We start from the raw sequence: 20,754 nt of genomic DNA on the forward strand, positions 1-20,754 counted from the left end.
TTCTGTGGGTCGATTGTTCTTTTCATATAGCCACATTGTGAGGTGAGAATTTCCTCCATTTCTCTCACCCCGGAGATCACTGAGAAAGCAGAGACAGAGTTGTCAAAAGTCTTTTGGTGATTTAAAGCCTTCATTATTTGAATAAAAAATGCCATTTTGTCCAAATAAAGGAGAATTAGATATTTATAATAACATTAGTTCCTCTGTGTAATTTGTGTTCTCGGTGGTAAAAAGGGCTTATTGTATTTTTTCAAGACACCCCACAGGTTTTCGAATTGATCCGATTTAATAGATACAAAACAAAAAAGCACTCACAATCTCTTGTAAGTGCTTTGTTTTCAGGTGATTCCACCAGGACTCGAACCTGGAACCTACTGCTTAGAAGGCAGTTGCTCTATCCAGTTGAGCTATGGAACCAACATACTACTCTTAACAGATGTAGTGCGGAGAGAGGGGGATTCGAACCCCCGGTACCCTTACGGGTACGGCAGTTTAGCAAACTGCTGGTTTCAGCCACTCACCCACCTCTCCTAAAGGTTTTCTGGAGCTCGCCCTGAAAAGGACTGCAAACTTAGAGAAAAACTCCTATTTAGCAAACAGCATTTTTACAATTTTAAAGTATTTTCATGGGGCCTCGAATCAGCACTAAAACTGCACTCCTCCCCCCTCTTTCATCCATTCTCATTTTAAAAAACGTTAAATGCCCAAGGTCGTTATTGGGTAGGACTCCCGACTTTTATATTTTAGCCATCCTTTATGAACTGGTCATACGACATAGGTACTTTCGAACTCATCATAACCGGGTTATTTATCCTGTTTTATCTGCTATATGTGATCCGAATGGTCCGTATTTCAAATAAAACCGGGCTTCCGGTACATAGAATCATACTGAAGCTCATCCTTCGCACCTCATACTTCGCTTTATTAGTCATCGCATTATTGGGTCCGTCGTTCGGGCAGGCCAGTAGGGAAATCAAATCCGTGGGGAAAGACATGTTCATTTGCGTGGACCTTTCACAGTCTATGAATGCATTTGACATTCAACCTACCCGACTGGAAAAGGTGAAATTTGAACTGAAAAAGATCGTTGAGGCTTTTAATTCAGATCGTATCGGCCTAATCATGTTTTCAAATGAAGCGTTTATGCAATGTCCGTTAACCTATGACAATAATGCATTGAACATTTTCATCCAGGCTTTGAACACGACACTAGTTCCAAATACCGGAACAGACTTCGGGCCCCCACTGAAAATGGCCCTTAATAAACTTCAAAATGAGGAAGATGGACCTCAAAGCAATAAATCCAAAATCATCATTCTCATTAGCGATGGTGAAGACTTTGGTGAGGAAACCGAACAGATATCTGAAGAAATTGAAGCCACGGGCATCAAACTTTTCACCCTGGGCGTTGGAACAGACAAAGGATCTAAGATCATGACCAACCGGGGCTACAAAAGAGATCATCAGGGCAAGGATGTCGTGAGTAAAATCAATACAGATGAACTCAAGAAACTGGCTTCCGATACAGGTGGAAAATACTTTGAGATCAACGACCGCAAAAATGACGTTGAAAGGCTCATTAATGCGATAAACAATATCGAAGGTCAATTGCGAGACGCGAAAAAGGTAGATGTGAAGTCAAACAAATACTTTTATTTCCTTGCAGCGGCACTTTTTCTGATGATGATCGATTTACTATTTGGAGTTCGAATCATAAAAATATGAAGCATCTCATCCTGATCATACTCGTGCTTTTTACTGACCCAGTCCAACTGGCGAAGATTAATGGCTTGAAAAAGGAAGCAAATCAAGCCTATCAGGATGGCAACTTTAAGGTCGCTGCCAATAAGTACAGTATGCTCAGGGATAGCCTTGGGGTGGATGAAGATGAGATTTCGCTAAATCTGGCACACAGTTATTTCAATCTCGGAGATACTGCAAATGCAAAAATCAACTACCAAAATGTAATTTCATCTGAAAACAAAGAACTGCAATCTATCGCCTCTCAGCAGCTTGGTGTGTTGGCTAAAAATGAACAAAAGCTGGAAGAGGCACTTTCTTACCTGAAAAATGCCATCAAGGCCAATCCTAAGAACAGGGATGCTAAGTATGACTATGAAGTAGTGAAAAAGCTCCTCAATCAGCAACAGCAAAACCAACAAAACCAAGACCAGCAGAACGAGGATCAACAAGATCAGAAAGATCAAGAGCAAAACCAGGACCAGCAACAGAATCAGGATCAGCAAAAGCAGGACCAACAAAAGGAAGGTGATCAAAAAGACCAACAAAATCAGGAGCAACAAAAAGATTCTGAAAAGAAAGAAGGAGAGAAATCTGAAGAGCAACAGCAGGAGGGCGAGAAAAGTGAGGAGCAACAACAACAAGAAATGGATGAGGCCACGCGCCAGAAACTGGAAGAAATGAACATCAGTGAAGAAAAAGCCAAAATGATTTTGGAAGCACTGAAGAACAATGAAATTCAGTATATTCAGCAACGCAAGCGCCAGTCATCTCAGCAACCTGACTCGGACAAGCCTGACTGGTAAGGCTAGACGAAAATACAATGCGAAAGTTCGAAATCTAAGGAGAAATAAAAAAGTACCAAGCGAAAGGCCATCGCCAATTGCTAATGCAACTTTAATACACCCCAACAATGGAAGAGGTATATATACTTTCAGCCACCAGAACACCCATTGGAAGCTTCGGTGGTGCCTTGTCTTCTTTTAGCGCCACGCAACTTGGTAGCCTGGCCATCAAAGGAGCCATGGATCAAATAAAGCTGGCCCCAAACCACATTAATGAAGTATTCATGGGCAACGTAGTCTCAGCAAACCTTGGACAGGCCCCGTCTCGGCAGGCCGCTATTGGTGCAGGCATCGGGCATGAAGTACCGTGTACAACCGTTAATAAGGTATGTGCTTCCGGCATGAAAGCAGTTATGTTAGGAGCACAATCCATTATGTTGGGAATGAATGACCTTGTAATGACTGGTGGAATGGAAAGCATGAGCAACATCCCCTACTATATCCCAAAAGCGCGATTTGGATATAAATATGGAAATGGCGAATTGATCGATGGTCTTCAGAAAGATGGATTATGGGAAGTCTATAATGAATTCCCGATGGGATGTTGTGCTGACAACACAGCAAAAGAAAGAAACATCTCACGTGAAGAACAGGATGCCTACGCAATAGAATCCTATAAAAGAGCCGCTTCTGCCACTGAAAAGGGCTTATTTAAAAATGAGATCACCTCCATCGAAATACCCCAGAGAAAAGGTGAACCTATACTTATGGAGGAAGATGAGGAGTTTAAAAATGTGAATTTCGATAAGATTCCTTCCCTACGCCCTGTATTTAATAAAGATGGCAGTGTCACGGCTGCAAATGCTTCTACTATCAATGATGGAGCTTCGGCAATTATCCTGGCCAGTAAAAAGAAAGTCGAGGAACTTGGAGTTGCCCCAATAGCCAAAATCAAAGGATTTGCAGATGCGGCGCAAGATCCACTTTGGTTCACCACAGCCCCCGCGCAAGCCATACCGAAAGCAATAATGAATGCCGGCATAAGCGCTTCGGAGGTTGACTACTATGAAATAAACGAGGCTTTTTCTGTGGTGGCCCTGGTCAACATCAAAGAATTAAACCTGGACCCTGATAAGGTAAATGTCAACGGCGGAGCCGTGGCGCTGGGACATCCACTGGGTGCTTCAGGTGCCAGAATCATCACCACTTTGTCATCTGTGCTAAATCAAAATAATGGCAAAATTGGTGTGGCAGGAATTTGCAACGGAGGTGGAGGCGCCTCGGCTATTGTCATTGAATTAATCTAAAATAATTTCAAAGCTTGATTTTCGTTTACACATCAAAGATTTTTGCCGCGTATATGAAAGTCTGTTATTTCGTTTTTTACCTGATCGCTCCCCTCTTTCTCTTTGCCCAGGAACTGCAACCTGTTGTCACTTATTATGACAACACGTCTCACATCAAAGAAAAGTATACGGTCATCTGGGTGGATACCGCTCTGGTTCATGGGGACTACAAAATGTATAGCACCACAGGAAACATTTTGGTCACCGGATCTTACAAACATGGTAGACGCGAAGGGCTTTTTCAGAATTACTATGAGGACGGAAGTCTACAGAGAGAAACCTATTACAGTGATGGTTTGAAACAAGGGTTAACCAAAGTGTATGCTCCAACAGGCACATTGGTTCAGGAGGCGCTATTTAAGGACGATACCCTTACCGGACAAGTAAAGCGCTATGATGAAAGTGGTCAGCTTCTCGGTGCTACCTCATTTGCTCATGGCAAGCCGGAAGGATGGGTCATCTCCTATTTTGCAAATGGCAGCAAAGCTGAGGAAACCCACTATAAGGACGGAAAACCGAACGGACAAACACGTCAATATTATGAAAATGGGAACCTGAAACTTCAAGCCGAGTATAAAAACGGCCTGCTGGACGGGAATTACAAGACTTTCTTTCCTTCCGGAAACATCGAAATGGAAGTGCTCAACTTAAGAGGTCAGCGGTCCGGATATGTTAAACACTACTATGAAAACGGGCAGCTTCGGGCCCATGGAAATTATGAAAAAGGGGCGCTTCAGGGCCCTTTCAACAGCTACTATGATGATGGGAGTGTTAAAGCTGTGTTCAAGTATCTAAATGGAAAGATGAATGGACGCAATGTAGAATATCATGCCAATGGTAACATTAAAAGAGAGTCCAACTACAGCAACCATGGCCTTAATGCCAAAATCAAAGAATATACGGATCGATCAAAACTCGTATTAGAGAAGACTATCGAAAATGAACTGCCGCATGGTACATGGACATTCTATGACGAAAAGGGACGACCTGAGAGAATTGAGCGCTATGAGAAAGGCAAATTGCATGGAGCGTCGGAGTTTTATGAAAATGGTGATCTTATCAAAAAAGAGGCCTATGCCTATGGCAACCAGCAGGGGCTCACTGAAGAGTTCTACTCCAATGGAGACCTGAAAATATCCAGTCAATGGAAAATCGGAAGACTGGAGGGTCCATTTACCAAGTATTATAAAAATGGGCAGATTGAATACGAAGGTGACTATGTCCGAAACAAAAGATCAGGCAACTGGACCTTTTATGATAAAAGAGGAAATATTACCGAAGTGCTGAAATACGAAGCAGGCCAAGTTATACAGCCTTAAGCATCCTGGTCTTTTAATGACCTAAATGAATAAATCTGAGTAGCTTAAAATTCTCTATCACTATCTTTGCGCACTATGTCACAAGGGATCAAATACACGAACTTTAGTTTTCCGAATCAAACGGAAAAATACACGGGAAAAGTAAGAGATGTTTACTCGTTTGGCGAACAGCTTGTTATGGTCGCATCGGATCGTATCTCAGCATTTGATGTGGTACTTCCCCGCCCCATTCCTTACAAAGGACAGGTGCTTAATCAGATTGCTGCGATCTTTCTGGAAAAGACCAGTGACATTGTTCCCAACTGGGTAATCGCCGTTCCGGACCCAAACGTCACAGTGGGAAAAAAATGTGAGCCTTATAAGGTTGAAATGGTTATTCGGGGATATTTGGCAGGACATGCCTGGAGAGAATATCGCGATGGTAAAAGAACACTTTGTGGCTGCCCGCTACCAGAAGGTTTGAAGGAAAATGACAAGTTACCTTCGCCGATCATTACCCCTACCACCAAGGCAGATGAAGGACACGATGAGGATATTTCCAAAGAAGAAATACTGGCTCAAGGTCTGGTGAGCAGGGATGAATATGATAAACTGGAGGAGTATACCCACAAGCTCTTCGAAAGAGGTACCGAACTAGCCAGGGAACAAGGCCTGATACTTGTAGACACCAAATATGAGTTTGGGAATTTTAATGGAGAGATCACCCTGATAGATGAGGTGCATACCCCTGATTCATCCAGGTATTTCTACGCCGAAGGCTATGAAGAAAGACAAGCCAAGGGCGAGCCTCAAAAACAGCTATCCAAAGAGTTCGTCAGACAATGGCTGATTAGCAATGGATTTCAGGGGAAAGAGGGACAAACTATACCGGAAATGACAGACGAGTTCGTTGCGTCAGTCACCGACAGATACATTGAATTATTCGAAAAGATCACGGGACAAAGTTTTGTTAAGGATCAAAGCCCTGATATCTTGGATCGAATAAAGAAAAACATTGAAGAAACGGTTCAGGCTTAACGGATGATTTTCGAAATCATTTAAAACCTGAACATAGGATAACAAAAATTAAATTGAATAGACATGAAGTTTTCAATAGAAAGAGAAGATCAGTACACCATACTCGCCGTTGATGAAGAAAAGCTTGACTCGACGCTAAGTCCTCAAGTAAAATCAGAACTTGTCACCCTACAAAACGAAGGTGTAGCCAACGTGATTCTCAACCTCGAAAAGGTTAAATACATTGATTCTTCCGGACTGAGTGCACTACTGGTTGGTAATAGGATTTTCACAGAGACAGGATCATTCGTTCTCTGCGGAGTAAGCGAACATGTGATGAAACTGATAAAAATCAGCCAGTTAGATAAAGTATTAGATATTCTTCCAACCGTCGAAGAGTCGGTTGACACTGTTTTCATGAATGCATTGAAAAGAGGTTTAGAAGAAGAAGGAGGACTGGAAGAGTAAGCGTTGGCCCTGGAATTACATATTCTAGGCTCTAATTCAGCAGCCTTCGCCCACAACCGGCACCAAACTTCCCAACTTTTGCGAGTTCAGGATAAATACTTCCTTATCGATTGTGGGGAGGGCACTCAACTATTGCTCAAAAAATATAAGATCAAGCTTTCGAAGATCAACCATATTCTGATATCTCATCTTCATGGAGATCACTATTATGGATTGATAGGCTTGCTTTCAACCCTGCACCTCTACGGTCGAAAGTCTGAATTATTGATTGTCGGACCTCCCGGACTTTCGGACATTATATCTCTACAGCTAAGACATTCAGAAACCAGGCTGAGCTATGATGTTCGATTCATAGAATGGGCCCAGGGTGATGAGAAAATTGTTTTTGAAAGTGATAAACTTTCCATTGAGACCATCCCGTTAGATCATCGGGTACCTTGTTCCGGTTATTTGTTTAGGGAAAAGAATAAAAAACGTGGATTGAATCGCAAAATGATCGACCGTCCGCTTACTCCCATACAGCAAAACACCCTTCGGGATGGAAAGGATGTCCTTGACGAAGATGGAAATGTGTTGGTGAGCTACATTGAGGCTACTTTCCCTGCAAAGAAGCCTTTCAGCTATGCCTACTGCTCAGATACAAAATACATTCCTGAGCTGGCGGACAAATTAAGAAACGTAGACCTTGTTTATCATGAAGCCACTTTCATGGATGACATGAAAGAGCGTGCAGCGAACACCTATCATACAACGGCCAGACAAGCTGCTGAGCTTGCTAAGGTAGCTAATTTCGGTCAACTTCTATTGGGCCATTTCTCTACCCGATATAGAGATCTTACTCCTGTTCTGCAGGAAGCGCAGGAAGTCTTTGAGAATACTGCCCTGGCAGTAGAAGGTGAGAAATTTCTGGTATCTTAAGCTTGTGAAAACAGACAAGAGACAGAACCTATTCATCATTCTTGCAGCCATCTTCTTATCGAATGCGCTACTTGCCGAATTAATTGGGGTCAAGATCTTTAGTGGAGAATCCACCCTCAGCCTACCACCTGCAAACATCCCGTTGTTGGGTGATCTGGTACTGGATTTTAACCTTACCGCCGGAGTGATCATCTGGCCGGTCGTATTCCTCACCACTGATATCATCAATGAATACTTCGGCAAAAAGGGCGTCAGAAGATTGAGCTACATAGCCGCGGCATGTATTGCTTATGCCTTCATTGTTATTTTCATCATTACCAAATTGCCCCCTGCTGATTTTTGGTTGGATGTAAACAGCACCGATTCGCAAGGAAACTTCTTTAATATCAACTTTGCCTTTAATAAGATCTTTTCTCAGGGATTAGGGATCATTGTAGGCTCGCTGGTGGCGTTTCTTATTGGACAGTTCATGGATGTCTTCGTCTTTCAGAAACTCAAAAAAATCACGGGACATAAAATGATTTGGCTGAGAGCAACAGGATCTACCCTCATCTCCCAACTCATCGACAGCTTTGTAGTTCTGGCCATTGCTTTCTACATTTTGGCTCCTGAAGGTAGCCGATGGAGTATTGTTCAGGTTATTTCAGTAGGAATTATCAATTACATCTACAAGTTTACCGTAGCCATTGTCCTTACTCCATTAATTTATCTGGGGCATTACCTGATCGACAACTATTTAGGATCTGAATTGTCCGAGCAAATGACTCAGGAGGCTACAGAAACCTCAGAAGGATTCTTCTAGTCATTTATCTCCAAATTTCTGTCTGAGCAATAACTCTACAACAAGAATCAGGATTGCGAAAAAACCAAAAACGATTACTCCGTTAATCCAATTGCTTAGGTGGATATATGTATACTTTTCTGATAATATCAATAGGCCCAGATACAGTAGTCCAAAAACAGCTGTGGCAGTACCCATTATACGATTGGCGTAATCAAAATGCTTATGGGACTTCATAGACATCGTTGAGCGATATCCGAATAGCCAGTTGCGGTTCCCGGACAAGAAGCGGGTCATTAAACCCAGGAAAATAAAGACAATAGCGAGTTTATAAGGAAACGGCATTCAAAAATTCATTTCTGTCCTAAAAATATAGGTAATTCAACAAAGTAACAATGCTCTTTTATAACTCTCTTATGACATCAACCAGTTCACTCAACATCATGGCCGTAGCACCCCAAACCACTTTGTTCTCAATTTCAAAATAGGGTGAATGCAGCTTATAGCCACTGGAGGCGGTGATCTCCTTCTCCTTCAATAGTCCGATATCTAAAAGTTGATTCAATGGTGCTTCTATTACTTCGGCTACTTCTCGATCATCCGGCTCGAACACCGGATTTTTCTGGTAGTACCCTATCACCGGCGTAACCATGTAATTACTTACCGCCACAAAAAAGTCACTCAGACAACCCAGCACAGTCACGCCATTTTGTCCTAAACCGATCTCTTCCTGGCTTTCCCTTAAGGCCGTCGCTATGATATCGACATCCTGCTCCTCCTTTCTTCCTCCCGGCAATGCCACCTGACCACTGTGAATCCCCTCATAAAGTGGACGCTGAATCAGCGGAAAAAACCATTGGCCATTCTTTTTATATAACATGATGAGTACCGCTCCCTTTCGTGCGTTCTCTTCAGGAGGAGTTCTAAACCTAAACCCTGAGGGAATGACCGGTTTCATCTTTTGATGCGAAGAACTACCCGGTAGAGGTTGTTTTAGTCTTTGCGCTAGTTTTTCGATCAACTCATGCTCCATGTAAATCAAATCTATTCATAAAATTTCACAGTAAAATTTGATAACTTGACCCCAACACCCGCATTATCAACCCATGAATGACATTCCCAATCACATAGGCCTGATCTTCATCGCCTGTGTCATTGCAACTTTTGGATTTATCTATTTCGGTGTGCGATTCAGCACTAAAAAAAGCTATCTCCCCACTCTTGTACTAACACTAATCTCTTTTTGGCTTCTTATTATTGGTGTTGTCACTGTCAATGGCTACTTCCTCAACTTTGATAGTATACCACCCAGATTGATGGTTTTTGCGGCTATTAACCTACTTATTATCATCCTCCTGTTTAGTCTTCCACGTTCCAGAAACTTTATCAGCCAGATTCCAATCACTACTCTTACGCATATTCATATCATTAGGGTTCCGGTAGAAATCGTGTTGTGGTGGTTGTTTTTGGAACATTTGGTACCTCAGGAGCTGACTTATGAAGGTGCCAACTTCGATATTATTTCAGGTATTACTGCTCCTTTTGCAGCCATTTTCTTAGTTGGAAAAAAGAGGCAGAACCGACTATGGGCAGTCCTATGGAATGTGGCAGCGCTGGGCCTTCTAATTAATATCGTCAGCCGGGCAATTATGAATACCCCCTATTTTATCAGCCCAACAGCCGAACTTCCAAATCTTGCGGTGTTCTATTTCCCATTTGTGTACTTACCGCTTTTTGTGGTGCCGGCCGTTTTATTTGCTCATTTAACCTCCCTTTATCAACTGAGCCTGAACAGTGACCGATGGAATTAGTCTTATTGACAATTTTTAATGATCATTTTCCCGGACCTTTCTTCATTTAACTCCACACCTTTTTTCCATGACTCACAAGCAAGGTCTTTTTGATTAGCACCCAGGTAAGCCTCACCCAGATAGGAATAAAGATCATCAATAAACTGATTTCGTTTTTCAGCCTCTTTCAACAACCTTACTGCTTCTTCAAACTCTCCTTGTGCAAGATGATAAAGCCCCTTATTTCGGTAAGCCCAGGCATTGGATGGATCAAGTAAAATACTCTTATTAATATCCTTTAATGCACCCTCATAATCTTTCATTTTTAAGTACACCTGCCCTCGATTATTGAGAAAATAGGGCTCCTGTGGGACTATATCCAGCGCCCGGTTGATCGTGATCAAAGCATTCTGATAATCCTCCTCAGAAAGATATATCTGGCTAAGCGTATTGTATGCATTGGCGTCATTAGGATTAAGAGCTAAAGTGCTCCGCAACCATTGCCGGGCAGAATCCAACCTGTCTGTGAAGAAATAAAGAGTAGCCAGATTTACCCGAGCCTCCATGTTCATCGAATCAAGTAGCAAGGAAGTTTTGAAACTCGCAATTCCTGATGGGTAATCTCTGAGTTTGGTCAAGATCAATCCCTTATAGAAATGCACGAATGCTGAGTCCGGAAAAGTGTTTTTCAAATAATTAATGTCCTCAAGTGCCTGATCATATTTACCTACTTCTTCATAGGCATAGGCTCGATTGAAAAGGGCATCATGATATTCCGGATTAATAAGTATGGCCTGGTTATAATCCTGGATAGCCTCATAAGGGTGGCCATCTTCTATGCGGGCTACTCCGCGATTGTTGTAGGCCCGGGCGTAGTCAGGATCATTTTCCAGTGAAAGGGTATAAAACGCTACCGCCTTATCAAAATCCTGTCGGGATAGCGCGTCATTTCCCTGCATAAAAAAACGATCCCTTTTGGTTTCTTTACCTGGAGCACATGCTATAATAAGGAGCGGAATGAAATACTTCAAAATCTTCATACCGCAAATAAAACGAAGCTGCCCCAAATAATTGGGACAGCTCTATTCAATTGGATTCTACTACCTTAATTAATCCTTTCTAACACTTCCACCACTACTTGTTTCTTTGTCGAGGTACTTTGGAGTGCCTGCATATATGATTGAGCCCCCACTGCTAGCTCTCGCCTTAAGCTTTTCTTTTACCCCCACAGCAATGGATCCCCCACTGCTAGCTCTTAATTCTGCACTGTTACAAGTGAGATCATCACCAGAAAACTCACCGGAACTACTGGCCTCAACATTCAATTCTTCAACAATCCCCGAAATTTCCACGTCTGCCGCACTTGACAAATCGGCTTCCAATGATCGGGCCTCTACCGTCAGTTTTATATCTCCTGCGCTGGAGGCATCAATGTCAATTTCATCTGCTTTGATGGATGCTTTGATATCTCCAGCACTGCTGACATCAATTTCAAAATCTCCACTGATTATGATCTTATCAGTGACTTGGATGCTCCCTGCAGAAGACGCCTTTAATGAAGATAAATTCTTATAGACAATATAGACCTTGACATCAGATCTTCGGTTGTTCGATTTGTCAATGTAAACCTTCAACCTGCCACCATCCACTTCTGTGATAATGTCATTGAGCGCTACCCCCTCGGATACAATTTTAATTTCTTCTGAAGATCCTTTGGTAAGTGTCGCTTCAATAGCCGTGGATACCGCCACCCCATCAAATGATGAAAGATTTCTGGTTTCAGTTTCCTGGGCCAGCCCCTGAAATGACAGGATCAGGGCCAGCGTAATTATGGTTAGCTTATTCATTTCTACGAGTTTTTATTTCAAAGACTCACAGAAAGTGAAAGGGTTGCATCAAAGGAAAGATTGATAACCTTTTTGGTATTTCGGCCATTCGACTTCCTTGAACTTATCTTCTGCGAAATAAACAAGGATAGGCTCAATAGATTTGGCATCCAAGTATCCGGCCACCGGTTGAATGATCTCAAGTTCCTCAGTCATGAACACTGTTGTAGGGTAGCTCAGTTTGTTGTTAGTGAGTGCCGCGGCAAGTTGGTGAACTCCTCGATTACCATTAGCTACAAATTTGAAGGTATGTCCATCAAACTCTACATCTTCACGCTGCTCTGCATTAAACTTTACAGCATAGTAGTTTTCATTGATGTAGGCTGCAAGCTTCTCATTGGCATAAGCATCACGATCCATTTTCTTACACCAGCCACACCAGTCAGTATAAATATCAATAAGCAATTTTTTAGGCTCCTTCTTGGACCTTGCTACGGCCTCCTCAAAACTGATCCATTCTACTTCCGCTTGTGCCAATGTCTCGAAAGAGGTAATAACAGTCATGATCGCCATGAAAACTGATGCTATTATACTTGCTCTAATCATCTCACTAAAATAGTTATTAAAGGTTGAACGACCACTTCCGGGATTTAGTTCGCGACATAAAACACAAAAGCCCTGCCAGAAATATTCATTTACTGACAGGGCTCGACTCAGTACTAATGGCCTCTTACTGATTCAGAAAAAAATCTGGTTGCTTAAATATCTTCTCATAAACCGTGGGGTCCGTGAAAATCTCGTCGTTTGAAGAGGATGAAAAGGAAGATTCTCCGAAAGATTTTACCGAGATATCTCCTGTTGTCAGATGAAAGATCACCTCATTGCCATCCGCAGTAACCTCGCCGTCTTCAAACTTTTTGGAGGTCACATAACTCAGGGCACCTAAAAAATCCTTTACCTGCTTTTCCTCCACACTGACGCCTCCTATGCCCCATTCTTCCTCGGTTTTAATGAGTGAATAAGTTTGCCCTCCTGATACAAAATCCACCGACTGTACGGAATCAGCCGTGATCTTAAGAATCCTATTATTTCTATAGTCTGCATCCGTTTTACCAATGCTCATTCCCATAAAATCGTTGGCCACATAGGTATCCTCGTCGTCGGCCAACCGAACATAGGTGAAATAGTTGCGTTGCCCTTCTACACCAAATCTCCCGATAATCAGGTCTAATACTTCATCACCCCCTTCATACACTTTTACCCTGGTGCCTGCGGAATCAACCTGAAAATCAGACCACTTTTCTTTTGATCTTGCCGCAATTCTTGAAGGTTTGATGCCATTCAGGGACATTAACATGCTCCGTACTGTTGTGCTTTGAGCCTTTTTATTGTCCTTCACCCACCAGATGGCATCCTTCTTCTCCAGAATTAATTTTTCCTGGCCTCCGACTATTTCCACCCTAGTCACTGCAGCGGTATCCAAATCAACAAGTTGCTCTTTGTAGGACTTGCTCCTGCCTCCATCAGATGTCAGCTTCACAACACCATAAATGGCAACCAGTAATATCAAAACACCCAATAAAATGACCGTTTTATTTCCTTTTAGCATAGTTGTTCTTTTTAGTTGTAATTACCCTGCATCCACCTCTGACGCTTGCGGTTGTTCATTTGTCTTCTGATAAAAGCATAAAGAAGGATCAGGAAGATCGGCGCTACTACGTTAGCATATTTCAAGATCGTTTTTGTGGCCTCCTCCACCTGATCCAAAGGTCGGGAAGTGATCCCTTTGGTTCTGAGATCAATCAACCCAGTATCATCCGCCAGCCAATCCACTGCATTGGCTGCTAAATTGATATTATCTTCACTCTGCTGCTGAGGTCTTTGTCCTTCCCCATTTACAATGAAGCTTCCATTCGTTACGAGAATAATCTTGGAGTTGGCATTCTCCACGCCGGCTGCTACCAGCTGTGCCCCGGCTCTAAAATCATTTTCAGTCCATTTTTTCTGAATATCAATGTATGTCGGTGGAGTCACCAAACCGGACTGTTCTGAAGTGTAAACCAATGGAATGGTTGAAATGCTGGTATCTGCTTTGTTAAAGCTGATATTGCTCACAAATGGCAGCATGACACTCTCTAACCCTCCGGTGATCGAATGATCTTCAAAGTTGTTGACCATTGGGAAATACGGGAACTGCTTTTGCGTATTCATGACAGCAAACCCCAGATTTTGCTGCACACTGACGGTCGCACACTGTGCGTCGATCACAAAATTATCTCCTATGCTCAAACCCTTGCCAGCTAACCAACCTTTAACACCCACATCTGTGGATTTCGATAATAAACCCTGTTGTAAGTCCCCTTCCACATTCGAATAGGCCACAAACATTCCTCCACCCTTCTGAAGGTAACTATCCAGTTTGGCGAACTGATTACTACCAACAGAATCCTTTGGGTTCACCCAAATCAAGGCGCGATAATAAGAAGGTATGGATGCCGTATCCTTTATTTGAAATGGCTCCACGTCATACAATACAGAAAGTTGTCGCATCAACTGCGGTAAAGCATAAATGGATGGTTCACCAAAACCCTGGATATATCCAACTTTCGGCTTGTCGGTAATAGCTATTTTCTTAATTGCTGTTGTCAGCGAGTACTCGAGACCAGCTCCGGGTTGCACCATAGGAATGACCTCGGTACGATCATCCATTTTCAAAACAGCTCCCATGTAAGCTCTCAACTGCTGAACCTGATCGCGTTCCTGAACATTGATCATCACGGGACTAATCCCCTGTTCCTGTGCTTCACGCTCTGTTTCTTCACTTTCATTAGGATTAATGAACTCGTAGACTATGTTTCCCCCTGATCGGTTTTCGTATTCCGTCAATTGATCTTTAAAATCCTGCTTGCTTTTCAGCAATTGCGCTGGGAGATCTTCGGAGAAATATGCTTTGATCGTAATCACTCCACCCAGATCATCCAACACGTCCTGCGTCGCATCACTAAAGGTATAGCGATCGTCTTCTGTAAAATCCAGCCTGAAATAAAGGCCGTTTGAAATCAAATTGGCAACCAGAATGATGGCCAAAACGATTATCAGCTGTATTATGATATTCTTTTTCTTCATCGTTCCAATATTTTATGATTGCCAGTTTCTTTTCGAAAGCATGATCTGTGACAACAAGGCCCCCAGTCCTATGATAGAAGCAAAGTACACCAGGTCTCTGCTATCCACTACCCCCCTGCTAATGGACTCATAATGTGAGCTCATGCTTAGGTAATTCAGTATCTCTCCACTGGTACCTCGAATGGAACCACCCACTGCATCAAATACCATCTGAAAGAAGATCCCAATGAAAAGGGCCAATAGAAACGCGACGATCTGATTTTGGGTCACGCTACTGGCAAACAAACCAATACTGATATAGCTCGCCGAAAGGAAAAGTAATCCCATGTATCCGCCAATGACCGCACCATCATCAATATTACCCAAATTGCTCACCGTGATATAGTACGGCAGGGTACAAACCAACGCGATGGCTACCAGCAGTAGACAAGCCAGAAATTTTCCCCATACAATCTGACTATCAGATACGGCCTTAGTTATCAATAATTCGATGGTGCCAGCGCGATTTTCCTCTGCGATCATGCGCATAGTGATGGCAGGAATAAAGAAAAACAGCGACCAATACGCAATACTGAAAAACACCTGCAAACTCGCCTGATTGATAAAAAACATATTGCTTCCGACTAGCCAGGTAAAGAGTCCACTCAAGCCCAGGAACAAAATGATCATCACATAGGCAATAAGCGAATCAAAGAATGAGGCCAGCTCTCTTCTCGTGATTATCCAAATTTTACTCATGACCTTATTATTTTGTTAGTTTCTGGAACACGTCCTCTAGCCTGGTTTCCAAACCGGACATTTCCATTAAATACCATTTATTTTTCACACAGAGATCAAAAATTTCCTTGCGGCTCGACATGTCCGGCTTGCTCTGTACATTGAACCAACCTTCCTTCCCATTCAAGCTAGTGACTTTCTCAACCGAACTGAGTTCCAGGATCGCTTTCTCCACTTTCGCTGCCTCAGCTTCAATATTTATCTTAAGGAGTTCCTGCCCCTGCGCCTGAGATCTCAACGTATCGGAAGTGCCATCCGCGACAATGCGTCCGCGGTTGATGATCAGTATTCGATCACAAGTAGCTTCCACCTCGGAAAGAATGTGTGAACTCAGAATAACCGTTTTCTCCTTACCAAGTTCCTTAATCAGCTTTCTGATCTCCACAATCTGGTTTGGATCGAGTCCGGTGGTGGGTTCATCGAGGATGAGCACTTCAGGATCATGGATCATAGCTTGTGCAAGCCCGACTCTCTGTCGGTACCCTTTGGAGAGTTCGTTGATGTTTTTGTGCTTCTCCTGATCGAGACCACATTTCTCTATCATCTCTCCTATTCGGCCTGGAATGAGATTTTTCTCCACGCCCTGCACTTCAGCCGAGAATCTCAGGTAGTCCACAATGGGCATATCCTGATAAAGCGGATTGTTTTCAGGCAGGTAGCCTATTTTTTTCTTAATTAATTCCTGGTCGGTATGGATCGAATGTCCATCCAGCTTCACATCACCTGAGCTCGGAGCCATAAAACAGGTGATGATCTTCATCGTTGTACTTTTCCCCGCACCATTTGGCCCAAGAAAACCAACGACCTCACCTGTTTTGATCTCAAATGATATGTCATTAACAGCTTTCTGCTCACCGTACTTCTTGGTGAGGTTTTCTACAATTATTGACATGATAATCTGGTTATTACGTTGTCTAAGGCCGCAATAATAAAATCCAGGAGATTGATTGTCAATAAGACCGATTCGCTACCGTGTTAAAAAAAGTTAAGATCGGGATCAGCGAACAGTCAGCAGCGAACAGTTTATAATTGAGCTCGATCGCAATTGCATTGCGATCGAAAACTTGAGAACTGTTTGATACTCAGTTTACACCATCTATCGTTACCAGCAATATGATACAACAAAATAATCTATGACGGAAATCCATTAAGGCACTCTTCCTGTGATATTTATTATCTTGGTCGCTTTAATTTTAGTCCTGACCAGAATAAACAGCCGACTAATTTATGAACCAAAATAGCAACACCTCCAATTCGGGGATCATGGGTTTCCTCAGTAGTAAGAAGATGACTTTCATCTACCTGGCAATATTGATCATTGCCTGGTTCAAGGTATATAGTGAAGTCTTTGATGAGAAGATCAACCTGGGAGGAGATAATGCAGGGTATTATATCCTTGGAAATGCACTGGCTAATGGTGATGGTTACACCAATATTCACACGCTAAACAAAACCCCTCATAACCACTTTCCTCCGGGGTATCCGGTTATTATCGCCACAACGATCAAGCTTTTTTCAAATGACATTGTCACCATCAAAAGAGTAAGTGGCTTCTTTTTCCTGTTATCCATAGGAATGATCTTTATTATCATTGCCCGAATTACCGACAACTATCATGTAGCATTTTTGGTATCGGCTTTGTGCATTGTAAATGTGCATATGCTCACCTATGCGACCATCATGATGAGTGAGATTCCGTTTCTCTTTTTCTCTCTCCTATGCTTGTGGCTATTTATTGATCTGGACTTTTCAGGTCCGTTTTGGAAAAACTGGAAGTTTCTGGTTTTCATCCTTGTTTTGGTCTTTACCTATCATATCAGATCGACTGCTTTGGCACTTATCGCAGCGATGATGGTTTATTTACTCATAACTAGAAATTGGCTCTACCTGGCATCCTTTGTTGTCGGCGTGGCCGCACTGATGATACCGTGGATGATGAGAACCAGCAGTCTTGGCGGCAGTTCATATATGAAACAAATCGTTATGATCAACCCATACAGACCGGAGCTCGGTGGTATGGAACTGGCAGATTGGTTCAGCAGGTTTTGGGAAAACTTAGAACGATACCTGACCAGGGAAATTCCTTCTGGTGTTTTCAATTTCCTGAAAGTCACCAACTACAACGACCCCATTACCAGCAAAGAATGGGTTATTGGCTTGATCATCTTTGCGATCATGCTATTTGGGCTTACCAGAATTAAGAAATACGGTCTGCTGATCTTTCTTTACCTGGGCGCTTCTTTTGGCATCCTGCTTTTATGGCCCCCAGTCTGGACGGGTCAGAGATTTCTGCTTCCACTCATTCCCATTCTGGCCTTTCTATTCATTTACGGGACCGTCCATCTAATAAAGAAATTGGCAGAGACGGCATCGCAGAAATCATTTTCTGAAGCCACTGTTTCGGTGTTTCTAATCATCCTGATGATAGTCGGCATGAAATCTTACGCAGGACCTTCCATTGACACCTTATCTAGACAGGCCAAAGGAAAATGGATCCCGCGATATCAAAACTACTTTGACCTTGCCAAATGGGCAGGACAAAATCTCCCAGACACCTCGGTCATTAGTTGCAGAAAACAGCAACTGTTCTATGTGTACTCCAACCGATATGTCGCAGGGTATAAATACACACTAGATGCAGAGGATCTAATAGAGGCTTTGAAGGCTTCTAGTGTAGATTATGTGATCCTTGATCAGCTTGGCTACTCCTCAACCGGGAGATACTTATTACCGGCGATCAAAAAGTATCCGGAAAAGTTTCAAAATGTGGCACAGCTCAAAAATCCAGATACCTACCTACTCAAGTTTGAACCACAGCTTGGTTATTGGGGTGAATGGAAGGACAACAAGCGCAATGGCATGGGCTCTTATACCTGGAAAAGTAATCAAAAATATGTTGGACAATGGGAAAACGGTCTGCGAAATGGAAAGGGTACCCTTTATTTGCCGGACGGTACGACTATGGAAGGAAGATGGACGGATGACAAGCTCAATGGTGAGGTCATTGTAAAAGGTCCAAACGGCGACATCATTCGTACGGAAAATTACCTGGACAATCAAAAATTAGATTAAGCGGACTAGTGGAAATAAATAAACTATCTATTGTAATACCGGTATATAATGAGGAAAAAACCATTCACCTCATACTGAACAAAATCAAAAAAACCGACCTCATCGGTGGCATCGAAAAAGAAATAATACTCATCAATGATAGCTCAACCGATAATAGTCGAGATGCCCTAAAGAAATATATCGACGAAAATCCCGATATGACCATAAGCTATTACGAGCACGAAAAAAATGCAGGGAAAGGTAAGGCGCTTCGTACCGGAATTTCAAAAGCCACAGGGGAATACCTTATCATCCAGGATGCGGATTTGGAATACGATCCGGCAGAATACAACGATTTACTGAAGCCGGTAATTGATGGGTTTGCGGATGTGGTTTACGGATCAAGGTTTGCGGGAAGCAAACCACATAGAATACTTTTTTTCTGGCATACTATAGGAAACAAGTTTTTGACAACATTGTCAAACATGAGTACCAACCTCAACCTGACTGACATGGAAACTTGTTACAAGCTTTTTAAAACTGACCTCATTCAGTCTCTCCAATTAAAAGAAAACCGCTTTGGATTCGAGCCGGAAGTCACGGCTAAAATTTCAAGGGTACCAGATATCCGAATTTATGAAGTGGGCATCAGCTATTATGGACGTACCTATGCCGAAGGGAAAAAAATCAATTGGAAAGATGGCTTTAGGGCGATTTACTGCATTCTAAAATACGGGATGTTCAAACAGTAACTTGGAGATCAACCTCAAGTTCAATCCCGATTGCATTGCGATCCAAACTGTGCTATCTTCATTTGAAATAAAGACCAACGGTCAAAGTACAGGCATGAAGGTTTCCGTCTTTTTACTGACTAAAATCCAGTAGGCAGAAACTACCTTTACTAAAAGGGTAAATTATCAGATCAATAATTGACAGGAAATGGGAGTACTTCAAAGAATAAAATGGTTTTTCGCATTGTTAGTTGTGTTTTTGCTCGTATTGGCAACCAATATGATGGATAAAAAGCATTTTGAGGTGGTCGAAAATGCCCTCAAAACGGTATATGAAGATCGGTTGGTTGTAAAGGATTACATCTACAAAATAGCTAGCAACTTTCACCACAAACAAGAGGCATTACTAAAGGCAGACGCTCAAAACCCATATAAACCTCAAGAATCCAATCAAATAGCGATTGAGGAGCTGATGCAGAAATATTCACAGACGAGATTGACTGAAAAGGAGGCTTTGCTTTTCAATTCCTTGCGGGAAGAAATAAACCATGTATTCAAGCTGGAAACAACTCTACAGCAAACAGGAAGGTGGACGGAAGAGTCTTCTAAAAATGAGCTACTCTCAAAATATGAAGACATTACGGATCATCTAGACCAGCTCTTTGAAATTCAACTAAAAGAGGGCAAACGGCAAATAGATCAATCCAATAAAGCGATCGAAAAAAGCAACTTCATGTCAAAAATTGAGATAGGAATTTTGATTGTGATCGGATTGCTTATCCAGGTGATTATCTTTTACAGGAGCAGTTCAAAATCTTAATGGCTCCAACTTTATCTATTGCATTGCGATCGAAACCTTAAAAAGCACCAGAAATATAACGGTGCAGGCTCTGACTAAGGATGTGGCAATGGATTAGCGAAATGCCTATATCGTTAGTTTAAACTATAAAAACGGTGATTTCTCCTTTGCCGAAATCTTCCTTAAAATTTTGTACTGACTACTAATGAGGAAAATCTCTCAATCTTCGAAATGATACTCTTACCTTAATAAAATTGAACGAGAGCCTACCTCGTCACTTTTCACAGTTTCAAAAAAATTT

Annotated in this window: 21 protein-coding genes and 2 tRNA genes; 12 read left to right on the forward strand and 11 right to left on the reverse strand. The window is 42.3% G+C overall.

Annotated features, from left to right (window positions below):
* Window positions 1-343: 343 nt before the first annotated feature.
* Both NXR94_RS08855 and NXR94_RS08860 read right to left on the reverse strand, forming a co-directional pair.
* Window positions 344-417, reverse strand: a tRNA-Arg gene (locus NXR94_RS08855).
* A gap of 27 nt (window positions 418-444) precedes the next feature.
* Window positions 445-531: transfer RNA gene (locus tag NXR94_RS08860), tRNA-Ser, on the reverse strand.
* Window positions 532-756: 225 nt separating this feature from the next.
* On the opposite strand from NXR94_RS08860, the gene NXR94_RS08865 reads away from it, so the two are divergent.
* The 8 genes from NXR94_RS08865 to NXR94_RS08900 all read left to right on the forward strand — a co-directional run bounded on the left by NXR94_RS08865 (window position 757) and on the right by NXR94_RS08900 (window position 8,374).
* Window positions 757-1,725 carry a VWA domain-containing protein gene (locus NXR94_RS08865; protein WP_258104262.1) on the forward strand — a complete coding sequence of 323 codons (969 nt, stop codon included), beginning with the start codon at window positions 757-759 and terminating at the stop codon, window positions 1,723-1,725.
* Window positions 1,722-2,546, forward strand: a complete 825-nt coding sequence (locus NXR94_RS08870) for a M48 family metallopeptidase (protein ID WP_258104263.1) — start codon at window positions 1,722-1,724, stop codon at window positions 2,544-2,546. Before NXR94_RS08865 ends, NXR94_RS08870 begins: the two co-directional genes overlap by 4 nt.
* A 107-nt stretch (window positions 2,547-2,653) precedes the next feature.
* Window positions 2,654-3,832 (forward strand): acetyl-CoA C-acyltransferase, encoded by a 1,179-nt coding sequence (locus NXR94_RS08875; protein ID WP_258104264.1) that lies wholly within the window; start codon window positions 2,654-2,656, stop codon window positions 3,830-3,832.
* 53 nt (window positions 3,833-3,885) lie between these two features.
* A complete protein-coding gene (locus NXR94_RS08880; protein ID WP_258104265.1) occupies window positions 3,886-5,190 on the forward strand; it encodes a toxin-antitoxin system YwqK family antitoxin in 1,305 nt (434 codons plus the stop codon).
* Window positions 5,191-5,265: 75 nt separating this feature from the next.
* Window positions 5,266-6,207, forward strand: coding sequence for a phosphoribosylaminoimidazolesuccinocarboxamide synthase (locus NXR94_RS08885; protein ID WP_258104266.1), 942 nt, complete (start codon window positions 5,266-5,268; stop codon window positions 6,205-6,207).
* A gap of 63 nt (window positions 6,208-6,270) precedes the next feature.
* Window positions 6,271-6,654, forward strand: a complete 384-nt coding sequence (locus NXR94_RS08890) for an STAS domain-containing protein (RefSeq protein ID WP_258104267.1) — start codon at window positions 6,271-6,273, stop codon at window positions 6,652-6,654.
* 3 nt (window positions 6,655-6,657) lie between these two features.
* The gene (locus NXR94_RS08895) at window positions 6,658-7,572 is read left to right on the forward strand and encodes a ribonuclease Z (protein WP_258104268.1); all 915 of its coding nucleotides are present in this window, start codon (window positions 6,658-6,660) and stop codon (window positions 7,570-7,572) included.
* Between the two features lie 4 nt (window positions 7,573-7,576).
* On the forward strand, window positions 7,577-8,374 hold the full coding sequence (locus tag NXR94_RS08900; protein WP_258104269.1) for a queuosine precursor transporter: 798 nt from the start codon (window positions 7,577-7,579) through the stop codon (window positions 8,372-8,374).
* Here NXR94_RS08900 and NXR94_RS08905 read toward each other — a convergent pair whose 3' ends face one another.
* Together NXR94_RS08905 and NXR94_RS08910 are read right to left on the reverse strand one after the other, a co-directional pair.
* Entirely contained in the window at window positions 8,375-8,650 is a 276-nt protein-coding gene (locus NXR94_RS08905; protein WP_258104270.1) for an SdpI family protein, read from the reverse strand.
* Between the two features lie 106 nt (window positions 8,651-8,756).
* Window positions 8,757-9,386, reverse strand: coding sequence for a CoA pyrophosphatase (locus NXR94_RS08910; RefSeq protein ID WP_258104271.1), 630 nt, complete (start codon window positions 9,384-9,386; stop codon window positions 8,757-8,759).
* A gap of 73 nt (window positions 9,387-9,459) precedes the next feature.
* On the opposite strand from NXR94_RS08910, the gene NXR94_RS08915 reads away from it, so the two are divergent.
* On the forward strand, window positions 9,460-10,164 hold the full coding sequence (locus tag NXR94_RS08915) for a hypothetical protein (RefSeq protein ID WP_258104272.1): 705 nt from the start codon (window positions 9,460-9,462) through the stop codon (window positions 10,162-10,164).
* Between the two features lie 2 nt (window positions 10,165-10,166).
* On the opposite strand, the gene NXR94_RS08920 is transcribed toward NXR94_RS08915, so the two are convergent.
* From NXR94_RS08920 to NXR94_RS08950, 7 genes are all read right to left on the reverse strand, one after another.
* Window positions 10,167-11,183, reverse strand: a complete 1,017-nt coding sequence (locus NXR94_RS08920; protein ID WP_258104273.1) for a lipopolysaccharide assembly protein LapB — start codon at window positions 11,181-11,183, stop codon at window positions 10,167-10,169.
* 69 nt (window positions 11,184-11,252) lie between these two features.
* Window positions 11,253-11,990, reverse strand: a complete 738-nt coding sequence (locus NXR94_RS08925) for a head GIN domain-containing protein (RefSeq protein ID WP_258104274.1) — start codon at window positions 11,988-11,990, stop codon at window positions 11,253-11,255.
* 48 nt (window positions 11,991-12,038) lie between these two features.
* Window positions 12,039-12,575, reverse strand: coding sequence for a DUF255 domain-containing protein (locus tag NXR94_RS08930; RefSeq protein WP_258104275.1), 537 nt, complete (start codon window positions 12,573-12,575; stop codon window positions 12,039-12,041).
* Window positions 12,576-12,699: 124 nt separating this feature from the next.
* The gene (locus NXR94_RS08935) at window positions 12,700-13,578 is read right to left on the reverse strand and encodes a DUF4340 domain-containing protein (protein WP_258104276.1); all 879 of its coding nucleotides are present in this window, start codon (window positions 13,576-13,578) and stop codon (window positions 12,700-12,702) included.
* An 11-nt stretch (window positions 13,579-13,589) separates the two neighbouring features.
* Window positions 13,590-15,095, reverse strand: a complete 1,506-nt coding sequence (locus NXR94_RS08940; RefSeq protein ID WP_258104277.1) for a Gldg family protein — start codon at window positions 15,093-15,095, stop codon at window positions 13,590-13,592.
* Window positions 15,096-15,107: 12 nt separating this feature from the next.
* Window positions 15,108-15,833, reverse strand: a complete 726-nt coding sequence (locus NXR94_RS08945) for an ABC transporter permease subunit (protein ID WP_258104278.1) — start codon at window positions 15,831-15,833, stop codon at window positions 15,108-15,110.
* Between the two features lie 7 nt (window positions 15,834-15,840).
* The gene (locus NXR94_RS08950) at window positions 15,841-16,764 is read right to left on the reverse strand and encodes an ATP-binding cassette domain-containing protein (RefSeq protein WP_258104279.1); all 924 of its coding nucleotides are present in this window, start codon (window positions 16,762-16,764) and stop codon (window positions 15,841-15,843) included.
* A gap of 335 nt (window positions 16,765-17,099) precedes the next feature.
* Between NXR94_RS08950 and NXR94_RS08955 the strand changes: the two genes are divergently transcribed.
* The 3 genes from NXR94_RS08955 to NXR94_RS08965 all read left to right on the forward strand — a co-directional run bounded on the left by NXR94_RS08955 (window position 17,100) and on the right by NXR94_RS08965 (window position 20,474).
* A complete protein-coding gene (locus NXR94_RS08955; RefSeq protein WP_258104280.1) occupies window positions 17,100-18,944 on the forward strand; it encodes a glycosyltransferase family 39 protein in 1,845 nt (614 codons plus the stop codon).
* 8 nt (window positions 18,945-18,952) lie between these two features.
* Window positions 18,953-19,675 carry a glycosyltransferase family 2 protein gene (locus NXR94_RS08960; RefSeq protein WP_374988001.1) on the forward strand — a complete coding sequence of 241 codons (723 nt, stop codon included), beginning with the start codon at window positions 18,953-18,955 and terminating at the stop codon, window positions 19,673-19,675.
* A gap of 187 nt (window positions 19,676-19,862) precedes the next feature.
* Complete coding sequence (locus tag NXR94_RS08965) at window positions 19,863-20,474, forward strand: MCP four helix bundle domain-containing protein (protein WP_258104281.1); 612 nt, start codon at window positions 19,863-19,865, stop codon at window positions 20,472-20,474.
* Window positions 20,475-20,754: the final 280 nt, after the last annotated feature.

The sequence above is a fragment of the Marinoscillum sp. MHG1-6 genome, assembly GCF_024714475.1.
In the GTDB taxonomy this organism is placed as follows: domain Bacteria; phylum Bacteroidota; class Bacteroidia; order Cytophagales; family Cyclobacteriaceae; genus JAMZMI01.